The 22,097-nt window shown below is 60.8% G+C and carries 20 protein-coding genes; 3 read left to right on the forward strand and 17 right to left on the reverse strand.

All coding sequences use genetic code 11. The features are described from left to right. Positions 1-69 precede the first annotated feature (69 nt). The 6 genes from QW868_RS12825 to QW868_RS12855 all read right to left on the reverse strand — a co-directional run bounded on the left by QW868_RS12825 (position 70) and on the right by QW868_RS12855 (position 7,061). Positions 70-645 (reverse strand): DUF2285 domain-containing protein, encoded by a 576-nt coding sequence (locus QW868_RS12825; protein ID WP_316171861.1) that lies wholly within the window; start codon positions 643-645, stop codon positions 70-72. A gap of 4 nt (positions 646-649) precedes the next feature. Continuing rightward, positions 650-844 (reverse strand): transcriptional regulator domain-containing protein, encoded by a 195-nt coding sequence (locus tag QW868_RS12830; RefSeq protein WP_315754303.1) that lies wholly within the window; start codon positions 842-844, stop codon positions 650-652. Positions 845-2,080: 1,236 nt separating this feature from the next. Further along, positions 2,081-3,460 carry an MmgE/PrpD family protein gene (locus QW868_RS12840; RefSeq protein ID WP_316171862.1) on the reverse strand — a complete coding sequence of 460 codons (1,380 nt, stop codon included), beginning with the start codon at positions 3,458-3,460 and terminating at the stop codon, positions 2,081-2,083. Positions 3,461-3,675: 215 nt separating this feature from the next. After that, entirely contained in the window at positions 3,676-4,638 is a 963-nt protein-coding gene (locus QW868_RS12845; protein WP_316230698.1) for a DMT family transporter, read from the reverse strand. 31 nt (positions 4,639-4,669) lie between these two features. Continuing rightward, positions 4,670-5,773: an NAD/NADP-dependent octopine/nopaline dehydrogenase family protein gene (locus tag QW868_RS12850; RefSeq protein WP_315754296.1), complete on the reverse strand. Its 1,104-nt coding sequence runs from the start codon at positions 5,771-5,773 to the stop codon at positions 4,670-4,672. A gap of 364 nt (positions 5,774-6,137) precedes the next feature. Beyond that, complete coding sequence (locus QW868_RS12855) at positions 6,138-7,061, reverse strand: sugar phosphate isomerase/epimerase (protein ID WP_316166687.1); 924 nt, start codon at positions 7,059-7,061, stop codon at positions 6,138-6,140. A 329-nt stretch (positions 7,062-7,390) separates the two neighbouring features. Between QW868_RS12855 and QW868_RS12860 the strand changes: the two genes are divergently transcribed. Continuing rightward, the gene (locus tag QW868_RS12860; protein ID WP_315754292.1) at positions 7,391-8,371 is read left to right on the forward strand and encodes a response regulator transcription factor; all 981 of its coding nucleotides are present in this window, start codon (positions 7,391-7,393) and stop codon (positions 8,369-8,371) included. 127 nt (positions 8,372-8,498) lie between these two features. On the opposite strand, the gene QW868_RS12865 is transcribed toward QW868_RS12860, so the two are convergent. The 7 genes from QW868_RS12865 to QW868_RS12895 all read right to left on the reverse strand — a co-directional run bounded on the left by QW868_RS12865 (position 8,499) and on the right by QW868_RS12895 (position 15,180). Then, complete coding sequence (locus QW868_RS12865) at positions 8,499-9,512, reverse strand: oligopeptide/dipeptide ABC transporter ATP-binding protein (RefSeq protein WP_315754290.1); 1,014 nt, start codon at positions 9,510-9,512, stop codon at positions 8,499-8,501. After that, entirely contained in the window at positions 9,512-10,507 is a 996-nt protein-coding gene (locus tag QW868_RS12870; RefSeq protein WP_315716419.1) for an ABC transporter ATP-binding protein, read from the reverse strand. Before QW868_RS12870 ends, QW868_RS12865 begins: the two co-directional genes overlap by 1 nt. A 5-nt stretch (positions 10,508-10,512) precedes the next feature. Beyond that, entirely contained in the window at positions 10,513-11,382 is an 870-nt protein-coding gene (locus QW868_RS12875) for an ABC transporter permease (RefSeq protein ID WP_315716420.1), read from the reverse strand. Next, entirely contained in the window at positions 11,379-12,317 is a 939-nt protein-coding gene (locus QW868_RS12880) for an ABC transporter permease (RefSeq protein ID WP_315754288.1), read from the reverse strand. The genes QW868_RS12875 and QW868_RS12880 overlap by 4 nt, the downstream gene beginning before the upstream one ends. 76 nt (positions 12,318-12,393) lie before the next feature. Further along, complete coding sequence (locus tag QW868_RS12885; protein ID WP_316230699.1) at positions 12,394-13,791, reverse strand: FAD-dependent oxidoreductase; 1,398 nt, start codon at positions 13,789-13,791, stop codon at positions 12,394-12,396. Further along, positions 13,788-14,141, reverse strand: a complete 354-nt coding sequence (locus QW868_RS12890; protein ID WP_315813953.1) for a (2Fe-2S)-binding protein — start codon at positions 14,139-14,141, stop codon at positions 13,788-13,790. Before QW868_RS12890 ends, QW868_RS12885 begins: the two co-directional genes overlap by 4 nt. Further along, complete coding sequence (locus QW868_RS12895) at positions 14,062-15,180, reverse strand: FAD-dependent oxidoreductase (RefSeq protein ID WP_315754366.1); 1,119 nt, start codon at positions 15,178-15,180, stop codon at positions 14,062-14,064. The genes QW868_RS12890 and QW868_RS12895 overlap by 80 nt, the downstream gene beginning before the upstream one ends. A 20-nt stretch (positions 15,181-15,200) precedes the next feature. Between QW868_RS12895 and QW868_RS12900 the strand changes: the two genes are divergently transcribed. Continuing rightward, positions 15,201-16,184 carry a LysR substrate-binding domain-containing protein gene (locus tag QW868_RS12900; protein ID WP_315754364.1) on the forward strand — a complete coding sequence of 328 codons (984 nt, stop codon included), beginning with the start codon at positions 15,201-15,203 and terminating at the stop codon, positions 16,182-16,184. Here QW868_RS12900 and QW868_RS12905 read toward each other — a convergent pair. After that, positions 16,171-17,748, reverse strand: a complete 1,578-nt coding sequence (locus tag QW868_RS12905) for an ABC transporter substrate-binding protein (RefSeq protein ID WP_316166682.1) — start codon at positions 17,746-17,748, stop codon at positions 16,171-16,173. The two genes, QW868_RS12900 and QW868_RS12905, sit on opposite strands and share 14 nt — an antisense overlap. A gap of 407 nt (positions 17,749-18,155) precedes the next feature. Then, a complete protein-coding gene (locus QW868_RS12910; protein WP_316166681.1) occupies positions 18,156-18,962 on the reverse strand; it encodes a LuxR family transcriptional regulator in 807 nt (268 codons plus the stop codon). A 703-nt stretch (positions 18,963-19,665) separates the two neighbouring features. Between QW868_RS12910 and QW868_RS12915 the strand changes: the two genes are divergently transcribed. Further along, positions 19,666-20,382: an acyl-homoserine-lactone synthase gene (locus QW868_RS12915; protein WP_316166679.1), complete on the forward strand. Its 717-nt coding sequence runs from the start codon at positions 19,666-19,668 to the stop codon at positions 20,380-20,382. 299 nt (positions 20,383-20,681) lie between these two features. Here QW868_RS12915 and QW868_RS12920 read toward each other — a convergent pair whose 3' ends face one another. Both QW868_RS12920 and QW868_RS12925 read right to left on the reverse strand, forming a co-directional pair. Then, positions 20,682-20,915 (reverse strand): DUF2274 domain-containing protein, encoded by a 234-nt coding sequence (locus QW868_RS12920; RefSeq protein WP_316166678.1) that lies wholly within the window; start codon positions 20,913-20,915, stop codon positions 20,682-20,684. Positions 20,916-20,920: 5 nt separating this feature from the next. Next, positions 20,921-22,060, reverse strand: a complete 1,140-nt coding sequence (locus QW868_RS12925; protein ID WP_316230700.1) for a TrbI/VirB10 family protein — start codon at positions 22,058-22,060, stop codon at positions 20,921-20,923. Positions 22,061-22,097: the final 37 nt, after the last annotated feature.

Consider the following 22,097-nt stretch of genomic DNA (forward strand, 5'->3'; position numbering starts at 1 on the left):
CATCCCTCATGCAGTCCTTGCCCAGAGGGTCGACTCCCGCGGCGGCTGCGAGACGGACCAGCGCGCCGATCATGCTGATCGCCGTTGGCTACGCAGCAGATTTCGATAGCCGGCTCGGATCAGGGTCTGACCTGTTTGAACCAGCCGGATCGTCCGGCTGCGCAGGTCGTGCGTTTTCCATCCCCGATCTTCAACTCGCTCGGACCCGAACAGAACCGTGGCGATCGCCCGATAATTCTGGCCCTCGAGGCGGCCATCCAAGGCGCGCAGCGCAAGAACGAGGCGCCGGCGCTGCTGAATGGGCCCGGTGTGAGCCGGCAGCCGGATCGGACCTCGTCTCAGCGCCGTCCAAAGCCGATAGGCCGCGCGCGTCTGCAAATCGAAATCACGGTCGAGCGGCAGTTCGACAGCCACGGCCGTCCCCTTCGCCGGAAGCCGGGAGAGCATCAGCCGGTGCGTGGCGCCGCCCAACTGCAGCACCGCGTACCAGCCGTCGGACGCCCGTCTCAGCTCGATGCCGGGCGATCCGCGAAGGTCGAGATGAGAGAATGGCGCAAGCGAGCCTTGCGAGGTCGGAGCAACCCGAAGCACAGTCGGCAGCACTTCCGGCGCCCAGAATATGGCCTGAGCATCAAACCGGCGCATTGGGTCAGCCGCGAAAAGAAAGCCCCCATCGCTGCCGGAATTCAGGATCGGTCGGGCCGTCTTTGTCTTGTGCAAGCAGATCGCTGTAGTCTCGCCGATAGTCTGGATTACGACGTAGACATTCCCAGGCAAAGTCGGCCGCATCGGCTGTTTCGAGCTTCTTGTAAGACTCGGACGACCTCCAGTTGAACTCGCTCATTACACACTCGTCCCTGCCATTTCCACTCTCTCACCAAGGTTTGCAGAGGCTAGCAACGAGGGCTCCTGCACGTGGCTATCAATCTGCGGCGTTGACACCGATCGAGCGCAACACAGTGGATTTTGCGTATTCCAGGGACTTTCGGTTTCACTCAAATCGCGTGATTCCGGGCAGCGATGATGAGGCCCCGCTGCAGTCTGCGGCATACCAGCCTCGCCTCAGGTCCACTTGCTGAGGATTTCAGCAGATCGACGGCGGTCGCGCGACCCTATCAAGTTTGCTTACGCTCGAAGCTCACGCGCGCTCTCAAATGGCGCTCACATCCGTCTGAGAAGCGCTTCGTCCGCCCTTGGCAATGTCGGTCAAGCGATCTGGGCCACAGCTCAATCTGTGGGGGCGAGCTGATGTTCCAGCCATCGTGCAGCACGATCGGAGATCAGCTCCGGACGAAGTCCGGCTGCGCCGGTGCTCTTGTGAGGCGCCCCTATCGTAAGCCATTCCCCGAGCGCGCGCGCCCACCCTGCGGCAGGATCAATGGCCAAAAGAGGTGCAGCCAAGCTGCCCTGGCACAATGGGAGACGCCATACCGTTCCCTCAAGCACACATATGTCGTCGCGAACGATGACAGTCCAGTGCTCAACAAATCCGGACCATTCGAGCGCAGATGGTGGCGGTGACGTTCCTGTGCGCAAGCAGCCGAGCAGCTTTGCTGCGAACACAAGGTTCGCCTTTGACCCCCGCCAGTTCGTCCCGCAATCTGCCCGATGGGGACAGAGCAGACGGGCAGTATCCGCTCGTGCAAGGGAGGGAGCATCCGTTGCGACGCTAGGTCCGATGAAAACTGGTGTCTTGACCATGCCGGCCTTCTCGCTGCTCAAAACAAGATTTCAAACAGAGACTAAAGGTCGATCCGATTGACGTATGGCGCTTTCACGTCGACGGCGACCGTAGCGTCGTCTTCACCGCACTGAAGGATTTCCCGATATTGTGACAGGCATACGACTGCATTCAGCACCACTACCCCTAAAGGCAGTGCTGCTTTCTCGTCATTTTCATATCAGGAAGCCAAATGAGACAGCATGGTTAGGGGAGATGTCAAACCGCTGCAGAAACTGAGTGGCCGGTCCCTCCTCGCCGGCTTCGCACGCACGCTCCTGTCCAGGGGATGGGACAAAGCGATCTGCATAGACCTGTTGCCAGGAAGACTTTTTGCCGCCGTCTCATCGCTCGCTGGGCCTACTGGGCGACCTCAAGCCGCTCGACGGGCGACGCGTCATTCGAGCTGGCGAACAGCCTTGCTTCCAGCATCGATTGCAACGGCGCAACATCTCCCCTTCGCAACGCGCCGATCGCATTTGGAATCCCAGCCGCGACACGAGCATCGGCGCGACCAGCTGCAATGGCCTGGAACTTGAACCCGATGTCGTCCCAGCTCATGGGGTTCGTAGGTTCTCCCTTCGGCGCCAACACGGTCCGCTCAAAGGTGCCCGAAGCCGTGGTGATGCGAACTCGCCCGGGAACCGCAGCCGGGAACATCAGCTCAAATTCGGGATTGACGGTCATGTGGACGCGTCCAGCGATCTCGATGGCCCTTTGGTCTGTCAGCGACTCGTTGCTCAAGGGGAGCAACGCTGGTGCGCCGCTGGTCGCGGCGACACCGAGGCAGAACGGAAGGCTGTATTGCGCTCCTTCCAGCGTACGCGGCTCCACCTCGTTGCTCAGGGTCAACGACCTCCCAAAGGTCTCCACATCGATGCTGATGATGGCTTCCGGATGAATGTCATGATCGCTCAGCAACGTGATCAGCGCGTCAATCGGCGCGTGAATCCAACGGCAGCAACTATAGGGCTTGAAATAGGTGCTGTTGATGAGCCAACTCGTTCCGAGCCCGTCGAGAAGCCGCGCGCGATCGTACCGTTCTGAACTGTCCAGAATGTCGATCGGTCCGGTGAAGCCCTGCTTGGCCAGATCGGCCGCCAGGATGCCATTGGCAGCTCCCCATGGGATGCCCTCCTTGACGCTGTTGCCTCTGAACCGGGTGTATGGAGTGGCCGACTGGCTCGGTGCCGTTGTCCCAGCGATTGAGATCGCGTGTGCGATCTGGCTCCGCGACAGCCCTCTCAGCCAACCCACCGCTGCCGCAACGGCTTGACCGCTCCAGAGGCCGCTGTTCACCGTCGGGACGCTTCGCAGATCCCGGGCAGCAGAAATACGAATGCCTATCTCATATCCGATGGCAATGGCGGCAAGCGCCCGTTGCCCATCCAAGGACGGACTGCCGAGCAGTGACAATACCCCCGGAATGATCGCTGCGCCGGGGTGGCCCGAAGCGGCGCGGTGGCCATCATCCAGGTCGAGCGAGCACGCGCAGGCCGCATTGACGAAGGTTGCCCCCGCAGCGGTCGACCGCTCTCCTGAAAACCACATCGCCGCCGGTCCATGGCCCCAGGTCGCGCTCGCTATTCGGCGCACGGCCACCGCATTTGGCGTCTCATGGCCGGCTATCGCGGCGGTCATCAAATCGAGCACGCATTTCGCCGCGCTGATCCGGGCTTCTTCTGGAACTTTGCTCGCGCTGACCCATTCGGCCAACAGCTCGGCAGCGGTGTATGTCATGCGGGCCTCCAGGGATCTTCAACATGTGTGCTGATCGGACGAGGTGAGGTAGCGCAGCCGTCCGACTCATGATTGGCAAACCGAACTCTATCGAAGTGGCACGAAGCTGGCCTTTGAGCATCTTCCGCGCGAATGGCAGCAGGAAGTCAAAGTCGAATTTTGCGAGCACCTATTCGTCGGAGTTATGGGGTTGAGCCGGATCCGCGCCGATCCTTTCAGTCGGTTTTGGCGCGGACCGTCGCGGTGTGGTGCCACTTGCCGGGCAGGCGAAGCTTTGACGAAACTCCGGCCAGCTGCTCGTACATCGCAATGAAGAGATTTGAAGCGATCACGACGGCAATCCCAGCCAGCTCGATCGGGACCGGCATCTCACGCCAGACGAGGAGACCGAGCAGAAAGGCAAAGACGAAGGTGGCGTATTCGAAGGGTGCAACGACGCTCGCCGGCGCCATCTGGTAGGCCTTGGTGAGCAGAATCTGAGCAGCGCCGCCCAGAACACCAATTGCGACGAGGATCGGCAAGTCAGTCACGCTCGGCCAGACTGCAGAGAACGGCAGTGTCGCTGCGCTCACCAATGTGCCCGAGAGCGAAAAGTAGAAAACAATGGCCATGCTCGTCTCGGTGTCCCGCATCTTGCGGATGGAGATCAATGCAAGGGCCGTAGCCACCGCACCGGCCAGCGCGAACAAGACTCCCGAGGAGAGCCCCCGGCCATCGGGATGGGCCATCAGCAGCACGCCGCCAAATCCGAAAACGACGGCAACAAGACGATGGAGGCGAATGCTCTCCCCGAGCAAGGGAATGGCAAACAGCGTAATGAACAACGGTGCTGCGTAGCCCAGCGCCGTCGCGGTCGCGAGCGGCAGCATCCCGACCGCCGTGAAGCTGAAGAAGAGGGAGCAAAGACCGGCAACGGAGCGGCGCAGATGAGCGCCCGGCCGTTCGGTGCGAAGCAGGCGATAACCTCCGAGACGCCGGACAAGCCAGAGAATCGGCAGCAGAGCGAAGAAACTCCGAACGAAGACGATCTGTCCCACGGGGTACTCGCCGCCCAGCTTCTTGATGAAGGCGAACATGACGGCGAGCACCGCTGCCGAGAGCACCTTATAGCCGATTGCCGGCAGGTGAGATGACACCGAGCTGTCTGGCACGCCCTGCCGGCTGCTGATGATCGTCATACAAGCCTCATGGTCGAGAAGCGGCCAAGATCTACGCGATACGGCGAAGCTCATCGTCCCAGGGCGCGAGCGGTGCGCTGAATGTCTCGATCACCTGTCCCTTGGAAGCCGCATCCAGTCCCAGCCTGCGCAGGTTTCGGCCGGTCTCCAGATAGTCCGTCTCGTTGACGATGGAGGCCAGATCGATGATCGACTTGATCGCGGTGGAATGGAGGCCGACCTTGACGCCGAGCTCGAACCAGGGAACCAGAACGTATGGAACGTCCTGCACAATAAACCTGTCGCGCATGTGCGTCGGCGCCATCTTGGTCGTGTTGTGTTCGACCGTCTCTCTGGCGAACTCGCCGAAACTGGCGAAGGCCCTGTCGTAGTAGCTGTTCATGATCGCCACGACAGGCTGCGGCTTGAAGCCAAATTCCCTGGCGATCGCCATTCTCTCCTTGTCGACTTCGTCGATGACGCGGGCGACCGACGTCGACATGCCTTCACGATAGAAATAGAAGTCGCCCTTTCGCGTCTCGATCCATCCGGCGTTCATCAGCGCCGGCGTCGGATGAATCACTCCGGTAATGCAAGACATGCCGATCTCGAGAACATTGCTGCGCCACTCCAGCGGCATCGGGAAGATCGCGCCAATCTCATCGCGCAACGCTTCACTGACATCGACCGGCATCGCTGCGATCGGCATGATGCTCTTGATGCCCATCACCGTCACCTTGCCATCCTGCATTCTCGAGGCGTAGGGCGCCGTGGCGGTTTCGAGGATGTACCGCGCATTGATTTGTCTGCGCGCCATGAGAGCGAAGAAGTTGCCCGTGATCGAAATGACGACATGCTTGCTGAGGTCGAACTTTGCGAGTTCGCTCAGGACGGCCTCATGGCCATATGACGGGACCGTGATGATGATGAACTTGGAGAACCGGACGACGTCGGCCATGTCCGAGCTGACATCCGGATGGAAGCGGCCCTCGATCTTGAGGCCTGCTTCCAGATAGCCGTTGCGGTCGATTGTCTCCGCGTGCCGGCGATGCGCCGGATGCGCGTACAACAGTACGTTCGCTCCTCGACTGGCAAGATCGGCCGCGAACGCACATCCGCAATTCCCGGCACCAATGATCGAAACCGACGTCTGCATGTTGCTGCTCCATGACGCAACCCAACGTAGATTCAAGTATTCTTGGAGCAGCGCGATCCGGTCAACATAATAATCCTGTAAACATACGGAAGCATCTCGCTAACGTACGCGCCTCGGACACTAATAATGGGCTAGCGGTGAAACGCATAAATGCGCGCATTGACTTGCCTTTGCAGTCAACAGATCGCCTTTATATTTGCACGACTGGCTCACGCGCGCGGAGGCGCCGTCCTCGCTCGGTCAAGGGCAACCGCCAGGATCATGCTTCGTCCAAAGCGGGCTCTGGGACGCACCAATTCATGCAGAGAGGTGCGAAGTCACAGCCTGCAGGGAATTCGTCTCGGCGTGGCGTCGAGCTCCAAGCTCACCGCGTATGCGACAGCTGTTGCAGGTTCTCGTTCGCCTCGACCATCCCTGGAGCAAGACTGAGATGATCTGGCCCCCCGAAGCTCCACCAGGTCGCAGCCATGGCACCATACTGGGCGAGCAATGCTGCTCGACAGTTACCAGGGGTCGATTGAAGAATAAGATCGCCCCGATAACCTGCGAGTCTCAGCTGATTGAGCGCGCCGGCGAGGTTGGTTCGCTGACGAGACGGCGAAGCGCGGTTGACGTGCAAATTCCAGTCCTTCAGGTGGACGTTCACGATCCGGTTGCCGCAGGCGGCAAGGGCCTCATGCGCATCAGCGCTTGTCGAAGCTCGACATCCAACCGTGTATGTGATGCCGAACCGGTCTGCCGGGTATGGTTCGATCAGCGATGCCAAGAGCGGCGGATCGAGATCAGACTCAAGGGAGAGGACGACGCCGCAAGCCTCGAGGAGCGGCGCAAGCCGATCCAGTCCGGATCGAAGTGCCGCCGCCTCGCGGGAGGAAAGCTGTTGCCCGCCGTTCGCGAGTGGCACCACGAGGAGCTTGATGCCGATCTCAGCACACGCCTCGATCACGGCACCGAGCAGATCGAGCCTCGCCCAATGCTCACGGCCGGTGACCTTGTAGAAGGGGGATTGCATCATGAAGTCGGCGGACAGCGATGGAATGCAGATGTCGCACTCGCGACTAAGCCGCCGCATCTGATCTCGTCCGGTGGAAGACATCACAGGATTCATCAGGATCGGCTCGTCACCGATCCTCCACTCGATCAATTCGAAGCCGACTTTTTGGGCAACCGAGAATTCCTCGCGCCAGCAATCCGTGAGAAAGCCTCGTCCTCTCTTGTCAGCCGGCTCCATGAGGTCACCCTGCACAAATCCGATGCGGCTGACCATCTGCGCCTCTCCGAAAATCATATCATGGATCCTTCGACTGGACGCGCCAAAGCTTGATGACTTGCGACCGGCTGCGGCACGGAGAGCCTGCACCGCAAAGATAGGGCGACCGACCACACACTGCCACTACCAACCCTGGTAGAGGTCCGCGGTCCGGAGCGCAGTCTTCTTGTTCCGCAAGCGACGACCGCCATCTGCGGAATTGCATCACCATTCACGGATCCGTACCCGTCCTAAGGTTGCCGGCGGCAGCCGTACACGTCCAGCCCCCTATCCGGCTTGGTAGCTTCCGCGCGCGCCGGAAGCTGCTCTACTGCATCTGATGCAGCAGACACATGATGGAGATGGGAATGGTGCACAAGGCAGTCCTAGCTGGCAGCGACGAGCCTGCCGAGGAGTTCTGCAGTGTCGCAAACTCAGCTAAAAATCAGGACAAGGGCCTTGCATTCGCGACCGGCTGGAAACCGGATTCGGGGGTCGACCAATCCGCGGCGGGATGCGACCAGATGTCTGCGCCGGCTTCTACAGCCCGCGACGAAGGCCGCTCCATCTCCGTGCCTTCGAGACCACGCGTCCTGCTGGTCGGCGACAAGGGATTCACGAGCCTGCTCAAATACATTCTCGAGAGCAACGGCTTCGACTGCATGCTGACTGGCACCCTGACAGATGCGATCGCCTCCGCCGCCGCCGCGCGCCCCGGCTTGATCGCCCTGGACGATGTATCGTGCGGGGATCGCGTAGCCTTCGCGCTCGAACAGTTGCACCGGGACCCTGCAACGCAGAATGTCCCGACGCTGATCATGGCAAGCGTATCGCCTCACCTCGAGGAGGCGTGCGTCCATGCGGATCGGACAAGCTATATATTGAAGCCGTTTCTTCCGGACATCTTCATCGACCGGCTGCGTGGTCTTCTGCGCGAATCGACTTGTTCCAGTCCCAAAGTGCTTCGATTTGCCGACATTGTCATGGAGTCCGACGCGCATCGCGTCTCCCGAGGAGCGCGCTGCATTCGCCTCTGCCCCGTCGAATATCGGATCTTGCAACAGCTCCTCGAATGCCCCCGAAAGGTCTTTTCTCGGGAGCAGATCCTATCCAGCATTCGAGCACATACTCAGGAGAACGCCGTTCGCTCGATCGATGTTCATATCAGCCGCATTCGCAAGGCTCTTTGTGAACGTGGCGAGCCGAACTATATCCGTACGGTGCGAGGATTGGGCTATTCGCTCGACTTCGCCCCGGACGGACCTGCCACCTACCTTCCCCGACCTGAGCCGGTCAGCAACGCGCGAATGCTGCACCGATCGGATCGGGTAAACACCGCTCGCCGCTGATCAGGGAGCGGCTCTCGCGCTAGCCTCCAGCGAAGCTTCCGCTCGGTCGACCTCAATCCAAGGAATTGGGCGACTGGATTACGATCACGGCACACTCGCCAATGAACTTCTTTGGCGGGGCTTCAAGTCATCGCGCTCCGATGCGCAGGCTCCCCCACGCGATCTCGCTTGTTTCCGGGAAGTAGCATGCCCGGAATCGGCCGTCTCCCGACGTCTCCAACTGCGGCTTTTCGACGGAACATAGACCTTCCGCTCGCGCGCAACGCGGATGAAAGCCACAGCCCGGAGGCGGATTGGCTGCAGAAGGAACCTCTCCCACGATCTGGATCAGAGGCCGGCGGGCCCTCGGATCCGGCACTGGATAACTGTCGCGCAGAAGCCTGGTGTAAGGATGCAACGGACGGTCAAGAACATCTGCCGTCGGCCCCTCTTCGATGATGCGCCCAAGATACATGACGGAGACTCGGTCGCAGAAATGGCGGACCACCCCGAGATCATGCGAAACGAACAAGAACGACAGGCCGCGGCGTTCGCGCAGCCCCTCCAGCAGTCGAAGAATTTGCGCCTGGACCGACACATCGAGAGCAGAAACGGCCTCGTCTGCGACGACCAGTTCGGGATCCAAGACCAGCGCCCGTGCAATGCCAATCCGTTGCCGCTGCCCCCCTGAGAACTCGTGCGGGTAGCGTTCCAGTGCTTCTCGCGGCAACCCGACCTCGAGCATGGCGGCTTCCGCCTTCTCGCGGATGTCCTTGGACGAGAGTCGCAGATGAACACGAAGGGGTTCTTCCAGAGTCTGCCGGATTGTTCGGCGCGGATTGAGCGAAGAATACGGATCCTGAAACACGATCTGCATCCGGCGCCGCAACGCGCGCAAGGTGGCCCCCTTGGCGGCGCGGACATCGATGCCGTCGAATAAGATTGATCCGCTATCGGGCTCAATGAGCCGAAGAATGGTACGCGCGACCGTTGACTTGCCACAACCGGACTCGCCCACGAGGCCAAGGGAAGCCCCCTTTGGAATGCGGAAGGACACATCATCGACCGCCCGGACGCATCTGGCGCCTGAACCTCCGTGTCTCACGAAGGTCTTCGAAAGATGACGTACAACAAAGTCGCCGCTTCCCAGGGATGTCGTCATCAATGCACTCCTCCGACCGGTCTGACGGGACAGCGCACCAAATGTCCGGGATCACCTGATGATACGAGCTCTGGGTGCAGTTCGGTACAGCTGCGGTCCTTGAACGGGCAGCGGGGCGCATAGGCGCAGCCTGCTGGAACGGCAGACAGGGCCGGAACACTGCCGGGGATCGGCTCCAGACTCTCGCTGGCCCGGTCAGCTCGCGGCATGGCGCGCAGCAACGCCGCCGTATAAGGATGCATGGGCTTTGCGAACAGCGCGTCGACAGTCGCAAGCTCGACAATCTCGCCCGCATACATCACGGCAACGCGGTCGGCGATCTGCGCAACCACGCCAAGATTATGCGTGATGAACAACATCGACATTCCGTAGGCCTGTTTGAGCTCTTCGAGTTGAGTCAGCACCTGCGCCTGGATCGTCACATCGAGTGCCGTCGTCGGCTCGTCGGCCAGAAGAACCCTCGGATGGCAGGCAAGCGCCATGGCAATCATGACGCGTTGGCGCATCCCCCCCGAAAATTGATGCGGATACTCATCTAGTCGGCTCTTCGGCGATGGAATCTTGACCTCCGCCAAGAGCCGAAGCGCCTCAGCCTTGGCCTCCATGCGCGACCCTCCGCGATGAATGAGGATCGCCTCCGCGATCTGGTCTCCCACGGTCATGGTCGGATTGAGACTGGTCATCGGCTCCTGGAAGATCATCGCAATCGAATTGCCCCGGATCGTGCTCATGTCCCGCTCGGACAAGGTCACGAGATCTTGACCCTCGAACAACACCTCTCCGCCTTGGATGCGAGCACCGGCATGCGGAAGCAGCCGTAGGATGGACAGGGCCGTGACGCTCTTGCCACTGCCCGACTCGCCCACGACCGCGAGCGTCTCGTTTGGCATCAGTGATACCGAGACGTTTCGTACTGCCGGGTACCAATGGCCGCCGATTCGGAATTCGGTCCGCAGATTGCGCAGGTCGAGAGCTGGCCTAGGAAACGATGTCATGCCTGCTATTCCCCCCGCAGCTTTGGATCGATGGCGTCTCGCAGAGCGTCTCCCAGGAGATTGAGGGCGAGCACGGTCAACAGGATCGCAAGGCTCGGGAAGACCGCGAGCCACCAGGCGTCGAGGATGTTGTCGAACCCTTCGCGGATCATGCTGCCCCAGGTCGGTGTCGGTGGCGGAACGCCTAGCCCGATGAAGCTCAGCGATGCTTCCGTGCGAATCGCGGAAGCCATCCATAGTGAACTCATCACCACGACATCCGAGATGAGATTGGGGAGAATATGAACCCCCATGATCCGGACGGGTCCGAACCCAAGCGCTCGGCCGGCGATCACGAAGTCCTGCTGCTTCAAGGCAATCGTTGGCGCCCGGGCAACTCGCGCAAACGGCGCGATCTCCGTGATTGCGATTGCAATGATCAGGTTCTGAAGGCTGGCGCCGAGCATCGCCGCAATCATGAGGCCGAGCAGGAGAGCTGGAAACGAGAGCATGACATCGAGCACTCCCATCACGAGCTGATCCAGCGCTCCTCCGACATAACCCGCAACGATTCCGATCGTGCAGCCGATTGTCATCGCAATCAGGATGGCGACGAAACCGACCATCAGTGAGATGCGGGCTCCATAGATCAGACGGGACAGGACATCTCGGCCGTAATTGTCCGTTCCGAACAGAAACTCCGCTGACGGCGGCTCGAGCCTGGCCACGATATTCTGCTCCAGCGGGTCATGAGGCGCGATCAGAGGCGCGAGCACCGCCACGACGATGATGAGCGCGAGGAGCAGCGCACCCAGCCAGAAGAGAGGATTTCTGGAGAAGGCCAGCCACAATCGACTGGGCTGCGACACTGCAACCGATGCAACCCCAACCGTCATTTGTATTTCACCCGCGGATCGATAAGCCCATAGGTAATGTCCGTCAGCGTATTCACGACGATGACGCAGATGGCAAAGATGATCATCAGCCCCTCGAGCAGCGTATAGTCGCGAGCGTTGAGTGCCCCGAAGATCAGCTTGCCGAGGCCGGGCCGGTTGAAGATGATCTCCGTGAGCACCGAATTTCCGATCAACGTACCGAAGTAGAGGCCAACAACGGTAACCACCGGAATGAGGCCATTGCGCAGAGCGTGTCGCATGACGAGGCGCGTGGGAGTCACTCCCTTCGCGCGCGCTGTGCGGATGTAATCCTCGCCAAGGACTCCCAGCATGGATGACCGCGTGACACGCACCACATAGGCCATCAGGATCAAGCCGAGATTCAGCGCAGGCAAGGCAAGGCTTCGTAACCGTTCGATCGGATCAGTGCTATCGGACGCGAGAACGGGGAACCATCCCAGCTGGATTGCGAATACGATGAGCAAAAGAATGCCTGACACAAACGCTGGGAACGATAGCCCGACCAACGAGACCAGCCGCGAGACGTAGTCGATCCAGCTGTTGCGGCCGAGCGCGGCGAGGATTCCGAGCGGCAGACCCAGGACGATTCCGATCACGATGGCCGCCAAGGTGAGTTGGATCGTGGAGGGCAACACCAGCAGGACCTCCTGCACGACAGTCCGGCCGCTGCTCAGCGATTGCCCGAGATTTCCGGTGAGCACCTCACCGAGAAAGTGAAGATATTGGACCTGGATCGGCTGATCGAGCCCGAGCCGGGCGCGCATCGCGCGAAGCGAGGCTTCGGTTGCCTGATCGCCAAGGATGACGGATGCCGCATCACCCGGAACGAGACGCACCAGCACGAAGATTGCTGTCAGCATCACCAGCAAAGTGGGGATGGCCAGCAGCAGCCGCTTGAAGGCAAAGCTGATCATTGGATCACCCAGCACATTCGCGAACAGAAACCAGAATGTTCGGACTGAACTCTTCTCTCCAGACAGGGAAAGTGCCTCACAACACCTCCTCCTCTTGATCGAGTGTGGCCAGCTCTCCAAGCGTCACGGGCTTGAGCGGGGGCCTGACTCGATAGAAGCCGATCTCCCCTATAGGACAATCCTGGATTTCCGCGAGGATGCGGGTGACGGTATAACCGCATTGCCGCCCCTGGCAGGGGCCCATCCCTGCACGCGTGAAGGCCTTGATCTGGTTCGGGCCGGAGCCGCCGATCTGCGCCATCGCCCGGATCTCTCCTGCCGTGACCTCCTCGCAGCGGCATACGACGGTCTCATCGGACGGACTAAAAATCCTGCCGTGGGGTCTGAACATGGTGTCAAGAAAGGGCCGCAAGACAAGTTCGCGAGCCAAACTCTTTTGAACGCGCAGCGCTTGCTTGAGCACGATCTGCTCGTCCGCATAGCCGAGCTTGACTGCCAGCCTGTCTGCTGCGAGCGCCCCACGAAATTGCGCGGCCTTCGCACCAGCAATGCCCGCGCCGTCCCCGGCAATGAAGATACCGGCTTTGGTCGTTTCACCCCATTGATCGAGAACCGGAACGTAGCAATCCTGCTCGTCACGCCATTCAACCGCGCAGCCCAGCCCCAGCGGTGCATGGACGTTCGGCACGACACCTTCATGCACAAACAGATTATCCGCGGAAACGGTCTTCTCTTGTGCATCGGCCGTTCGATAGCTGATGGATTCGATCCGGTCCGATCCGTGCGCCACGAGGTCGATGACATGACGGACGACGGGCACACGCCGGTGTCGAAGGACGGCCGTCCACGCGAGCCCTTTGAGGAGCGCCCCACTGGCACGCAGGGCCTTCGGCAGATGCCGGAGCGCCGCCCAATGACTCCCGGCCGGTGTCGTGTCCAGATAGCCGGCGATCTGACCTCCGGCGTTGAGCAACTGAACGAGGTAGAGAAGCGGCAACGGGCCACAACCAGCGACCCAGACCGGCTTGGAGGGGATCTGCCCGGCGGTCTTCAACAGGACCTGAGCGGCACCCACCGTGAGGACTCCCGGCAGTGTCCAGCCTGGGAAGGGAGCAGGCCGCTCCTGGGCGCCGGTTGCGAGGATGATGGCGCGCGCCTCGATCGTCCGGGCCTTACCATCATGGGTCACGAAGGCACGAAAACCAGGTTCGACCTGCCAAAGCTGTGTACGAGGCTCGTACCGCGCGCCGCTGGCGCGGAATGCATCGGTCGCAGCCTTTCCGTCCTGATAAGTCCTTCCAAGGATGGCGCCCCTCGGGGTCGCCGCTTGGGTTTCGACCGAGCGCCAGATCTGCCCGCCAGGCGAACTTTGATCATCCACAACCAGGACGTCAATTCCATAGCGGCGGGCTGTGATGGCCGCTGTCATGCCAGCAGGGCCAGCCCCTACGATGAGAAGATCGGTGGTGCTCATGACGGCAAGCACCGCTTACGCTGCTGGCGCTCAACCTTCATGCCCTCCTGAACCGGGGTCATGCAGGTCTGAACCGAGGCGATTCCATCCACCTGAGCGAGACAGTCGAAGCAGACGCCGATCATACAATAGGGAGCTCGCCCGCTCCCTTTGACCGGTGTGGGGCGCGACCAGACGACAGCCTGCCGGAGCAGCACAGCTGCCAGGCTTTCGCCCGGCTCCGCCGTGACAGGTTTGCCTTCGACATAGACAGTCACGGTCTCAGCGGGCTCATGCAGCTTTCGAAACATCAAAGCGACTCTGATGAAAGATATCGAGCGAATCCGGCAACTGGCCGGCCGAGATGGCATCGGCCAAGACGGTGGAATGCAGAGCTGCAAGCGTGACGCCTGAATGGCACAACGCCACGAAGGCTCCCCGGTGCTTCTGGGACTGGGCGTAGACGGGACACCCATCAGGCGTCATGATGCGCAACCCGGCCCACTGCCGAACCAATTTTGCCTCAGCAAGCCCCGGCACGATGCGAAGCGTCCGCCGACTGAGATCTGCCGCCGCGATCGCGGTCGCGGAGCTATCGAAACCGGTCTCCTCATGGGTAGCACCGATCATCACGGTGCCTTCCCGGGTCTGACGCAAGCCACTCGTCGGCAGAGGCAGAAATGGTTCAAGGCGCTCGGTCACCAGGATCTGCCCGCGTTGAGGCCGCAGCGGGATTTCAAGACCCACTTGCCGCGCCAGCGCCTGAGACCCGAGACCCGCAGCGATCAGCACGCGCGGCGCACTGACGGTCTCGTTTCCGAACGTCACCGTAAAGCCCGCCTCGCTGGGCACGATCTGCCGCACCGCAGCGTTTGGGCGCAGATCTCCACCCAGACGCAGGATTCCGGCATGAAGAGCCGCAAGGAGCTGAAGCGGATTGGCATGCCCGTCCCGCTGGCCGAAGCTGGCGCCGGCCACGTCAGGCCCCAATCGAACCTTCGGAAGCAGTTTGGCCAGTTCAGCGCGATCGAGCATCCGCCAATCCGCCTCCGCTCCGCCGAGCGGATTCTGCAGCCGCTGAAGGTCCAAGCGGCGCTTCTCGAACGCGTCATCTCCGAGGCAGAACGCCAAACCGCCATTCTGCTCATACTGAAGATCCAACGCGGCCAGATCAGTGAGTTCCGACGCAAAGTCGGACCACATGTCGACGCTACGGCGTGACAGCTGCTGATAGGCGGGCATGTTCTGGCCTTTGCCCTGTAGCCAAACAAGGCCGAAATTGGCCCGCGCCGCACGATGGTCGCGATCGTCACCGTCGAGCACGAGCACTCGGCGTTGTCTTCGCGCAAGCCCATAAGCGATCGCAGCACCGACCGTGCCCGCACCGATAACTATTATCTCAGGATGCATCAGATTTCCTCTTGCCCAATATGACGACAAAAAGAGATATTTGGTCAAAGTCGAAAATCTCTGGCTGTATTCTTCAGGGTTATGGGATGGCTCGTCAGATCAATCTCAGACAGGTCGAGGCGTTCAAAGCGGTGATCGAGAGCGGCTCGATCAGCCGAGCCGCTTTGATCCTCAACATCTCCCAGCCCGCGATGAGCAAACTGATCGCGCATCTCGAAGAGGATACCGGGCTCAGCCTGTTCGATCGCGTCAAGGGCCGCCTTGCTCCGACAGAGCGCGGCATGCGGCTTTACAAGGAGATTGATCGGATTTTTTCAGGTGTCCGCCAGGTGGAGAATGCCGTCGAGGCCATCCGCCGCGAGGAGCAGGGGCAGCTTCTTGTCGGAGTCATGCCGGCTTTGTCGCGTTCGTTCATCCAGCAGGCGACGATGGGCTTCCTGCAGCAGCATCCCAACGTGTTCTGCTCGGTCAAGTCACGCAGCTCGGAATGGATCGTGGATTGGCTGGTCACACGCAAGCTCGATGTCGGCCTTGTCAGCTCGCGGATCGACAATCCCTATGTGATCGCCGAACCGCTGACCCAGCACCCGCTCGTCTGCATCATGCCGACCGATCATCCCCTCGCCATGAAGAACGTTGTGGAGCCGGATGATCTCGACAACATTCCCTTCGTGTCTTTCGACCCTGAGAGCCAGGCCGGTCAGTGCATTGCGACGATGTTCGACGCCTACAACGTCAGACCCAACACCGTGCTCGTTGCCAATGTCTCGCCGACCCTGTGCGAATTCGTGGCAGCCGGCCTCGGCGTCGCGTTGGTGCACCCTTTGATGTTCAGCGGGCTTCAGGACCGTCTGGCCATCAGACGCTTCGAGCCCGCTTTGTCCTACGACTTCCAGCTCTGTCGAATGCGCGACAGCCGCAATGCAAGTCTGGTCGACGCCTTCCTGCAGCAGGCGCGCACGACGGCCGCACGGCTCTCCCAGGAGTCGCTCAGCGCGGCATAAGCGTCGTCGCCTCGGTGATCGGCGGAGCGAGATTCATGGCTCCTTTGAGCTCATAGCCGTAGTTGACACGCTTGCTGTGCCCCCAGACCTGCTGAAGCTCAAACAGCGGAACAGAACAGACGGCGTCGTGGATCTTGCGCTGAGCCTCCTTCCACAGCTCCTGCTGCCGCTCCACACTGCCTTCCACCCGCGCCGCCTGTATGTCGGCGTCCGCAACGTCGCAATGGGAGAAGTTGGCAACCGCCGTCGGCTTTCCAATGCTCGAGCTCGAGTGATAGAACTCGGTCAGGTACGTGTCGGCGACCGGAAATCTGGCGGCGCCATAAAACACCAGAGCGCTGGCATTGCCGCGAATCTGGCTCTGATACGTGGCGTGATCGACAACGCTCATATCCAGCTTGATACCGGCCTTTGCGAGCTGGCGCTGAATAATTTCCATTGTCGGCAGGATAGCCGAGATGTTGGACACCACGACCTTGAGCGTCAGGCCATTTGGGTAGCCCGCTTCGGCCAGAAGTGCCTTGGCCTTCACCGGATCGTAAGCATAAGCCCCTGATGAACAGTCCTCTCCGATATAGCCCGGGGGCACGACCGAGCAGCCTTTCAGACTGACGCTCTTACCGACAAACTGCACGAGATCGTCGAGATTGACCGCAGCGGCGATTGCCTGTCGGACCTTCAGGTCATCGAGCGGCGGAATACTGCTGTTGATGTGGAGCGTTCGAAACTCTCCTGGACGGAAGACATCAACGACCATGTTGCCGCGCTGGCGGGTCATATCGACCCAGCGTTGCTCGCGCCGGCCTTGGATGACGTCGAGCTCTCCAGACGCAAAGGCGAGCTCGCGGGCGCTGTCGGAGGGGATCGTACGGTACATGATATTGCTGATCTGCGGCCGGCCGCGGAAATAGCCCTCGTTTGCGACCAGCTTCACATGCCGCTGCGTTTCATGCTCTGAAAACGCAAACGGACCCGTACCGACGGGGTTGGAGGCAAACTTGTCTCCGAGCTCCTCCACTGCTCTTTTGCAGACAATGTTTCCGCCGTGATAGTTGGACAAGCGGCCGAGGAAATTCGGATCTGGATACTTCAGGGTCACGCGAACGGTGGACCCGTCTACCTTGGCGATGCTCTCCACCGCGGAGAAGTCTGCAGCGAAGCTCGATCGGCTGGGGTCTGCGGCACGTGTCAGCGAGTAGACGACATCATCTGCGGAGAGGCTGCCCCAGTCGCCGTGAAACTTGACGCCCTTTCGGAGGAAGAAGGTCCAGACTCGTCCGTCTGAGGACGTTTCCCACCGCTCGGCGAGATCGGGCTCGAGATCCTTAGGGTCCGCGCTCCCTGGCTTGAATCGAACCAGGCCGTTGAACATCAGGCCGATCAGCGGCTTGTCGGTGCTGGTCGTCGCACGATGGGGGTCGAGCGTGGTAATGTCTGATCCACCGGCCCCGATTTGCAGGGTGGTCCCCGGGGCTTCCGCTGCAGACACATCACCGGTCGCGTTCACCGTGACGGCGATGCAGAAAGCCAACATATAGACGTACTTCATAGAGACGTACTTCATCCGGTGCCTCGCCCGTTGCCCACGCATCAGGCTGGAAGAGTCCTGCATCTCTGTCAAAGTCCGAAATCAAGGAGACCTATTCTTGGGCGTTATGGGCTAACGGCGAAGCTCAACCGCGGCCCAAAAGTTCGAGTACCAGGACCCAGGCGGCAGCGACTGCAGACCCGGCGAACCGTCTACCCGGAGCGCGTCGCCTCCATCCGGAACGGCCCCCATGAGAGCATGAGCATAGCTCCGTTACAGGCGGCACGCGGAACCCTGTGCCGCCACACCGCCGCGCGCATCGATGGAGGACGCGCCGTGGTTGGCTTACGGAAGCGATCGATCTCAAAGCTGGCGATTGCGCGCGACCATCGCGCCGTTTCGCCAATTGCGCGCCGCGCAGGAACGGCGCTTCGTCGTGAGTGTCAGAGCGGCAACGGTCGGGCGGCGTCGGCTTCAGTCGGTGGCGTGTCGGTCCACGCCGACACGGATGGGCCGGATAATCCGGGGATCTCAATGAGACCAAGCCTTATCGCCCTCACGACGGCGACCGTCCGGCTGTTCGTGCCAAGCTTTCTCATCGCCTTCTTGAGGTGGAAGTTGATCGTGTTTTCGCTGATCTTGAGGATGATTCCGATATCCCAGGAGGATTTGCCCTCTGCGGTCCACTTCAGGCATTCGCGTTCGCGCTGCGAGAGCCCAATCGCCTTCTTGCCCATCGCTGGCTGGGCAAGCTCGCCAAAAGCAACATGGAACTGACACGCCAAGGCGTGAAGATGCTTCATATGCCGGATCGGGTCGGCATCGTCGAAGCTGGATGCAAAGGATAGAACGGAGATGCGCCCCGATGGCCCAAACAGCGGCACGCTCACCCCGTGCTTGAGACCGGCTTCGCGGCTCTCACGAAGGACCAACCGCTCGCCATCCTGCAGCTGCTTCTGCTCGAGCAGCTGATCCCACATGAATGGACTGCTATGAAACGGGGTTCGCCTGACGACCGGATCGATCTCGTGATACTTGCGCTCGAAATAGTGCTCTCGCCAATCGAGCGGAAAGTTGAGAGCGACGGCCGGCATAGGATGCTCTGGCAGCCGTACCGTCTCTTCATAGTTCAGGGCGCCATAAGCCACTTGGCCGAACCCCTCATCGGCTGCAGAACTGACGAGAAGATCGAAGAGGTCGGACAGCGACTGCGTGCGGTTTGCACAATCGATGAAGCTGAAGAGGTCCATTGCTACCTCACGGCAGACAAAGCTGCGCAAACTTCCGCCCAGATGTGATCGTGAAAACGAATCCGTCTGAATGTCCCGATTGCCGACGGTCCGTCCTTGCCCCCTCGTCTGCCTCTATCAAGGCGAGAAGCAGGCGCTTGCTTGTCCAAACTCCAACCCAACCTGAGGTAGACCGTACCATGATACGCTCCGTCGTGCAATTGACGATCATATTCGATTGATTTTTTCAGAAGCCGCGATGTCATCAACAATGCCCTTCTCCGGAAGCGGCGGCCCTGACGATCTTGCCGACTCCGGCAATCAGATCGCGCAGCAAAGTGCCTGTTTGATGAGCGATCTTCGGCACTTGTGTCAGCATGCACGAGATTGCTGGTACAAGTTTCGATCGGATCATGCGCACCAGGGACATTCTCCCGGCACGCAGCACGCGCAAGTCAGGCCTCGCGGCCATCCCAAGCTGAACCCGTTCAAACGGGCCTGGATGAGCCTTGCAAAAGCCAAGAACTACACCCCAATACAACTCAGAATTGCGCCAGATTGTAGGTGATATTGGGGCGATGTCTGACAGTTGTCTTCCTCTGAGCAGCCGGTAGGACAGCAGCCGCTCCACAGACGCGCGAACTACTCGACTGGGTAGCTGCCTCGCTGACGCTGTGCCGATTAGTCTGCATCTTCCCGTCACGTGGCACATTGGAAGATGCTCATGCGTACCCTTTTAATCAGGTGGGAAACCGTCCATCGATATGGCGAAGCCTGGATTTCGCATCATCGGCTGCGGTACCGGATGTTCGTCGAGCGCCAGGGGTGGTCCGTGCCTCATTATCAGGGCATGGAATATGATGAGTTCGACACACCGGCAGCCACCTACATCCTGGTGGTGGACGAGCAAGATCAGGCGCTTGGAACTGCACGGCTGATTCCGACCACACGCCCCTACATGGTCAAGTCCTTGTGGCCTAACCTGGTTGAAGGCTTGCTGCCGCATTCGGACGAAATCTGGGAAGCATCGCGATTCGGCTGCGATCGTGCGCTGAGCACCGGCGGACGGCGCCGAGTGATCGGGCAGCTCATACAGGCTTGTCAGGAATTCGGCCTCGCCAACGGCATCTCGTCCTATCTTGGTGTCATGCCCAGCTGGATCTTCAAGAATGTCATCGCTGCCCATGGCTGCCCGGTGAGGCCACTGGGAGCGAAGCTGCCGTTTCCGGGGCATGACATTGGGGCAGCCTATATCGGGGTATCATCAGCCGTCCTGGAATTGGTTCGCCAGCATACGGGCGTCCCTAAAGCGCTGCATGAAAGCCCTTCTCCTGGGCCTGTCCCATCAGCACCGTCCCGGCGCTTGGCAGAGGATGCTCCATCGGAGCCCAAAGGACTGGCCTGCAGCCCAGAGTTGGAAGGGCTCGTGGAGGCTGGATGAGCGCGATCCCCGAACCTTCGACCATCTTGCCGCCGCAGGGCCCGCCAGTGAGGGCCGATCAGCGCTTGCATCAGGCTTTGGGCCTCAGCGCGATTGACCGTCTCTGAAGAAGATGCGGCATCACCGCAATCGGTGGCGATCAACGCGTCGGCTGCTTCGCTCAAGAAAGCCTGCCACGCTGGATTTGTCGCTCACAAGCTTCCCTGCTTCAGGAACGCCGAATGTATCAACTTTGAGCGCCAGGCGGTCCTGGTTTGTATGCATTGCGGAGGAAGCCAACGCGATGCGCGGCTCCGGGTCTATCTGGCCTTGATGGCTGGTGCCCGCTTCGACTTGGCAAACGCCCGATCAGTCGCCATGAAACGTGCCACCATTGCCGAGGCCAGGCGACCAAGATCATTGGCCGGCTGGTCCGAATGGCGGCCGACAGCTTCGGCATAGGCCTGCAGATCGCGAAACACGCTCGCTGACAGTTCGACCGTGATTTTGACCGGCTTCTCATCGGGAAGTTCCGAGATCTTCAGCTTCGCCATGACTGCTACCCCTGATACGGCTCGAGCACGAGGTCACGATTGACGATCACGCGGACCGGAAAGCCCGGCCTCACTGTCAGAGTCGGCTGGACGTTCATCTGTTGACCAACCAGCTGCTGACCTGTGCGGCTCATGGAGTTGCCGAAGCCCTGGCGGAGCGCCTGGATGATCGCGGCATTGTTCGTATTTTGATTGGTGCCCGCGTTGACCTCGCTGCCCATCGAGAGCAGCGTCGAGAGCAGCGCTGCGCCAACCAGCTGCCTGAAGTGGTTATCGACCTCGTCCGAGAGACCCGAATAACCGGCAGCGTCGGCGCCCTGCTGCCGTTCCAGAACGATCGACCGGCCATTGGGCATGATCAGCCTGGTCCAGACCAGGAGCACGCGCGATTGCCCGGCCGTCACCTGGCTATCGTATATCCCGATCAGCCGCGCGCCCTGCGGGACAAGCAGGAAGCGGCCTGACGGCGAATCGAACACGTTCTCGGTGACCTGAGCGGTGATCTGCCCCGGCAGGTCGGAGCGAATGCCCGTGATCAGGGCGCCCGCAATCACGGTCCCGGCCTGAACCACATAGGGGGAGGCCGGCCGGCTGACACGGTCGGCACTCGTGGTCCGGCGATCGACCGCGGCATTGACGAAGGCGAGCTTGCGGTCCTGGCCATTCTGGGCGAATGCGTCGTCGGGACTGGACATCGCGCCCGCGCGTTCGCTGGTCTGAGGCCCGCTCGCCGCGGCCTCGGTGCCACGAACATTGACCGTCGCAAACAGGCGGCTCAAGCGAGCGGCATCCCGCTCCTGCTCATGGCGGAGCTGCTCCTGATCGGGGGTGACCGCAAGTGCCTGGCCCTGCGCAGCGACAATCGCCTTGCCGAGATCCCCGGGCAGCGGCGGTCCGATCACTGGGACGTTTGTCGGGAGATTCTTGGGAAGACTGGCGTAGTCACGCGGCAGGGCCGAAACCCCGTCCGCGATGTCGTGATGATCAGTGCTGTAGAGCTCGGATGGACCCGATTTGCTCGGCCTGTTGGTCTGCAATGTCCAGACGACGGCGCCTCCCATCAACAGGAGCGCAACTGCACTGCCGCCGGCCAGGACATTGCGCGACAGCCGCGTAACCGGCGGAAGATCTCCGTTCAGGCGCATTCTTTTCGTGCGCCGCTCAGCCTTCTCGGCTGCAGAC

Origin of the sequence: Bradyrhizobium sp. SZCCHNR1051, from assembly GCF_032489615.1 — a bacterium.
In the GTDB taxonomy this organism is placed as follows: Bacteria; Pseudomonadota; Alphaproteobacteria; order Rhizobiales; family Xanthobacteraceae; genus Bradyrhizobium.

Coding starts and splice junctions, on each gene's coding strand:
- QW868_RS12920 (WP_316166678.1), bottom strand. CDS start 20,915: ATGGCGAAGCTGAAGATCTCGGAACTTCCCGATGAGAAGCCGGTCAAA.
- QW868_RS12865 (WP_315754290.1), bottom strand. CDS start 9,512: ATGACGACATCCCTGGGAAGCGGCGACTTTGTTGTACGTCATCTTTCG.
- QW868_RS12840 (WP_316171862.1), bottom strand. CDS start 3,460: ATGACATACACCGCTGCCGAGCTGTTGGCCGAATGGGTCAGCGCGAGC.
- QW868_RS12855 (WP_316166687.1), bottom strand. CDS start 7,061: ATGATTTTCGGAGAGGCGCAGATGGTCAGCCGCATCGGATTTGTGCAG.
- QW868_RS12905 (WP_316166682.1), bottom strand. CDS start 17,748: ATGAAGTACGTCTCTATGAAGTACGTCTATATGTTGGCTTTCTGCATC.
- QW868_RS12880 (WP_315754288.1), bottom strand. CDS start 12,317: ATGATCAGCTTTGCCTTCAAGCGGCTGCTGCTGGCCATCCCCACTTTG.
- QW868_RS12825 (WP_316171861.1), bottom strand. CDS start 645: ATGCGCCGGTTTGATGCTCAGGCCATATTCTGGGCGCCGGAAGTGCTG.
- QW868_RS12875 (WP_315716420.1), bottom strand. CDS start 11,382: ATGACGGTTGGGGTTGCATCGGTTGCAGTGTCGCAGCCCAGTCGATTG.
- QW868_RS12850 (WP_315754296.1), bottom strand. CDS start 5,773: ATGCAGACGTCGGTTTCGATCATTGGTGCCGGGAATTGCGGATGTGCG.
- QW868_RS12885 (WP_316230699.1), bottom strand. CDS start 13,791: ATGAGCACCACCGATCTTCTCATCGTAGGGGCTGGCCCTGCTGGCATG.
- QW868_RS12860 (WP_315754292.1), top strand. CDS start 7,391: ATGGTGCACAAGGCAGTCCTAGCTGGCAGCGACGAGCCTGCCGAGGAG.
- QW868_RS12925 (WP_316230700.1), bottom strand. CDS start 22,060: ATGCGCCTGAACGGAGATCTTCCGCCGGTTACGCGGCTGTCGCGCAAT.
- QW868_RS12910 (WP_316166681.1), bottom strand. CDS start 18,962: ATGGACCTCTTCAGCTTCATCGATTGTGCAAACCGCACGCAGTCGCTG.
- QW868_RS12890 (WP_315813953.1), bottom strand. CDS start 14,141: ATGCCATCTCGGCCGGCCAGTTGCCGGATTCGCTCGATATCTTTCATC.
- QW868_RS12845 (WP_316230698.1), bottom strand. CDS start 4,638: ATGACGATCATCAGCAGCCGGCAGGGCGTGCCAGACAGCTCGGTGTCA.
- QW868_RS12830 (WP_315754303.1), bottom strand. CDS start 844: ATGAGCGAGTTCAACTGGAGGTCGTCCGAGTCTTACAAGAAGCTCGAA.
- QW868_RS12895 (WP_315754366.1), bottom strand. CDS start 15,180: ATGCATCCTGAGATAATAGTTATCGGTGCGGGCACGGTCGGTGCTGCG.
- QW868_RS12915 (WP_316166679.1), top strand. CDS start 19,666: ATGCGTACCCTTTTAATCAGGTGGGAAACCGTCCATCGATATGGCGAA.
- QW868_RS12870 (WP_315716419.1), bottom strand. CDS start 10,507: ATGACATCGTTTCCTAGGCCAGCTCTCGACCTGCGCAATCTGCGGACC.
- QW868_RS12900 (WP_315754364.1), top strand. CDS start 15,201: ATGACGACAAAAAGAGATATTTGGTCAAAGTCGAAAATCTCTGGCTGT.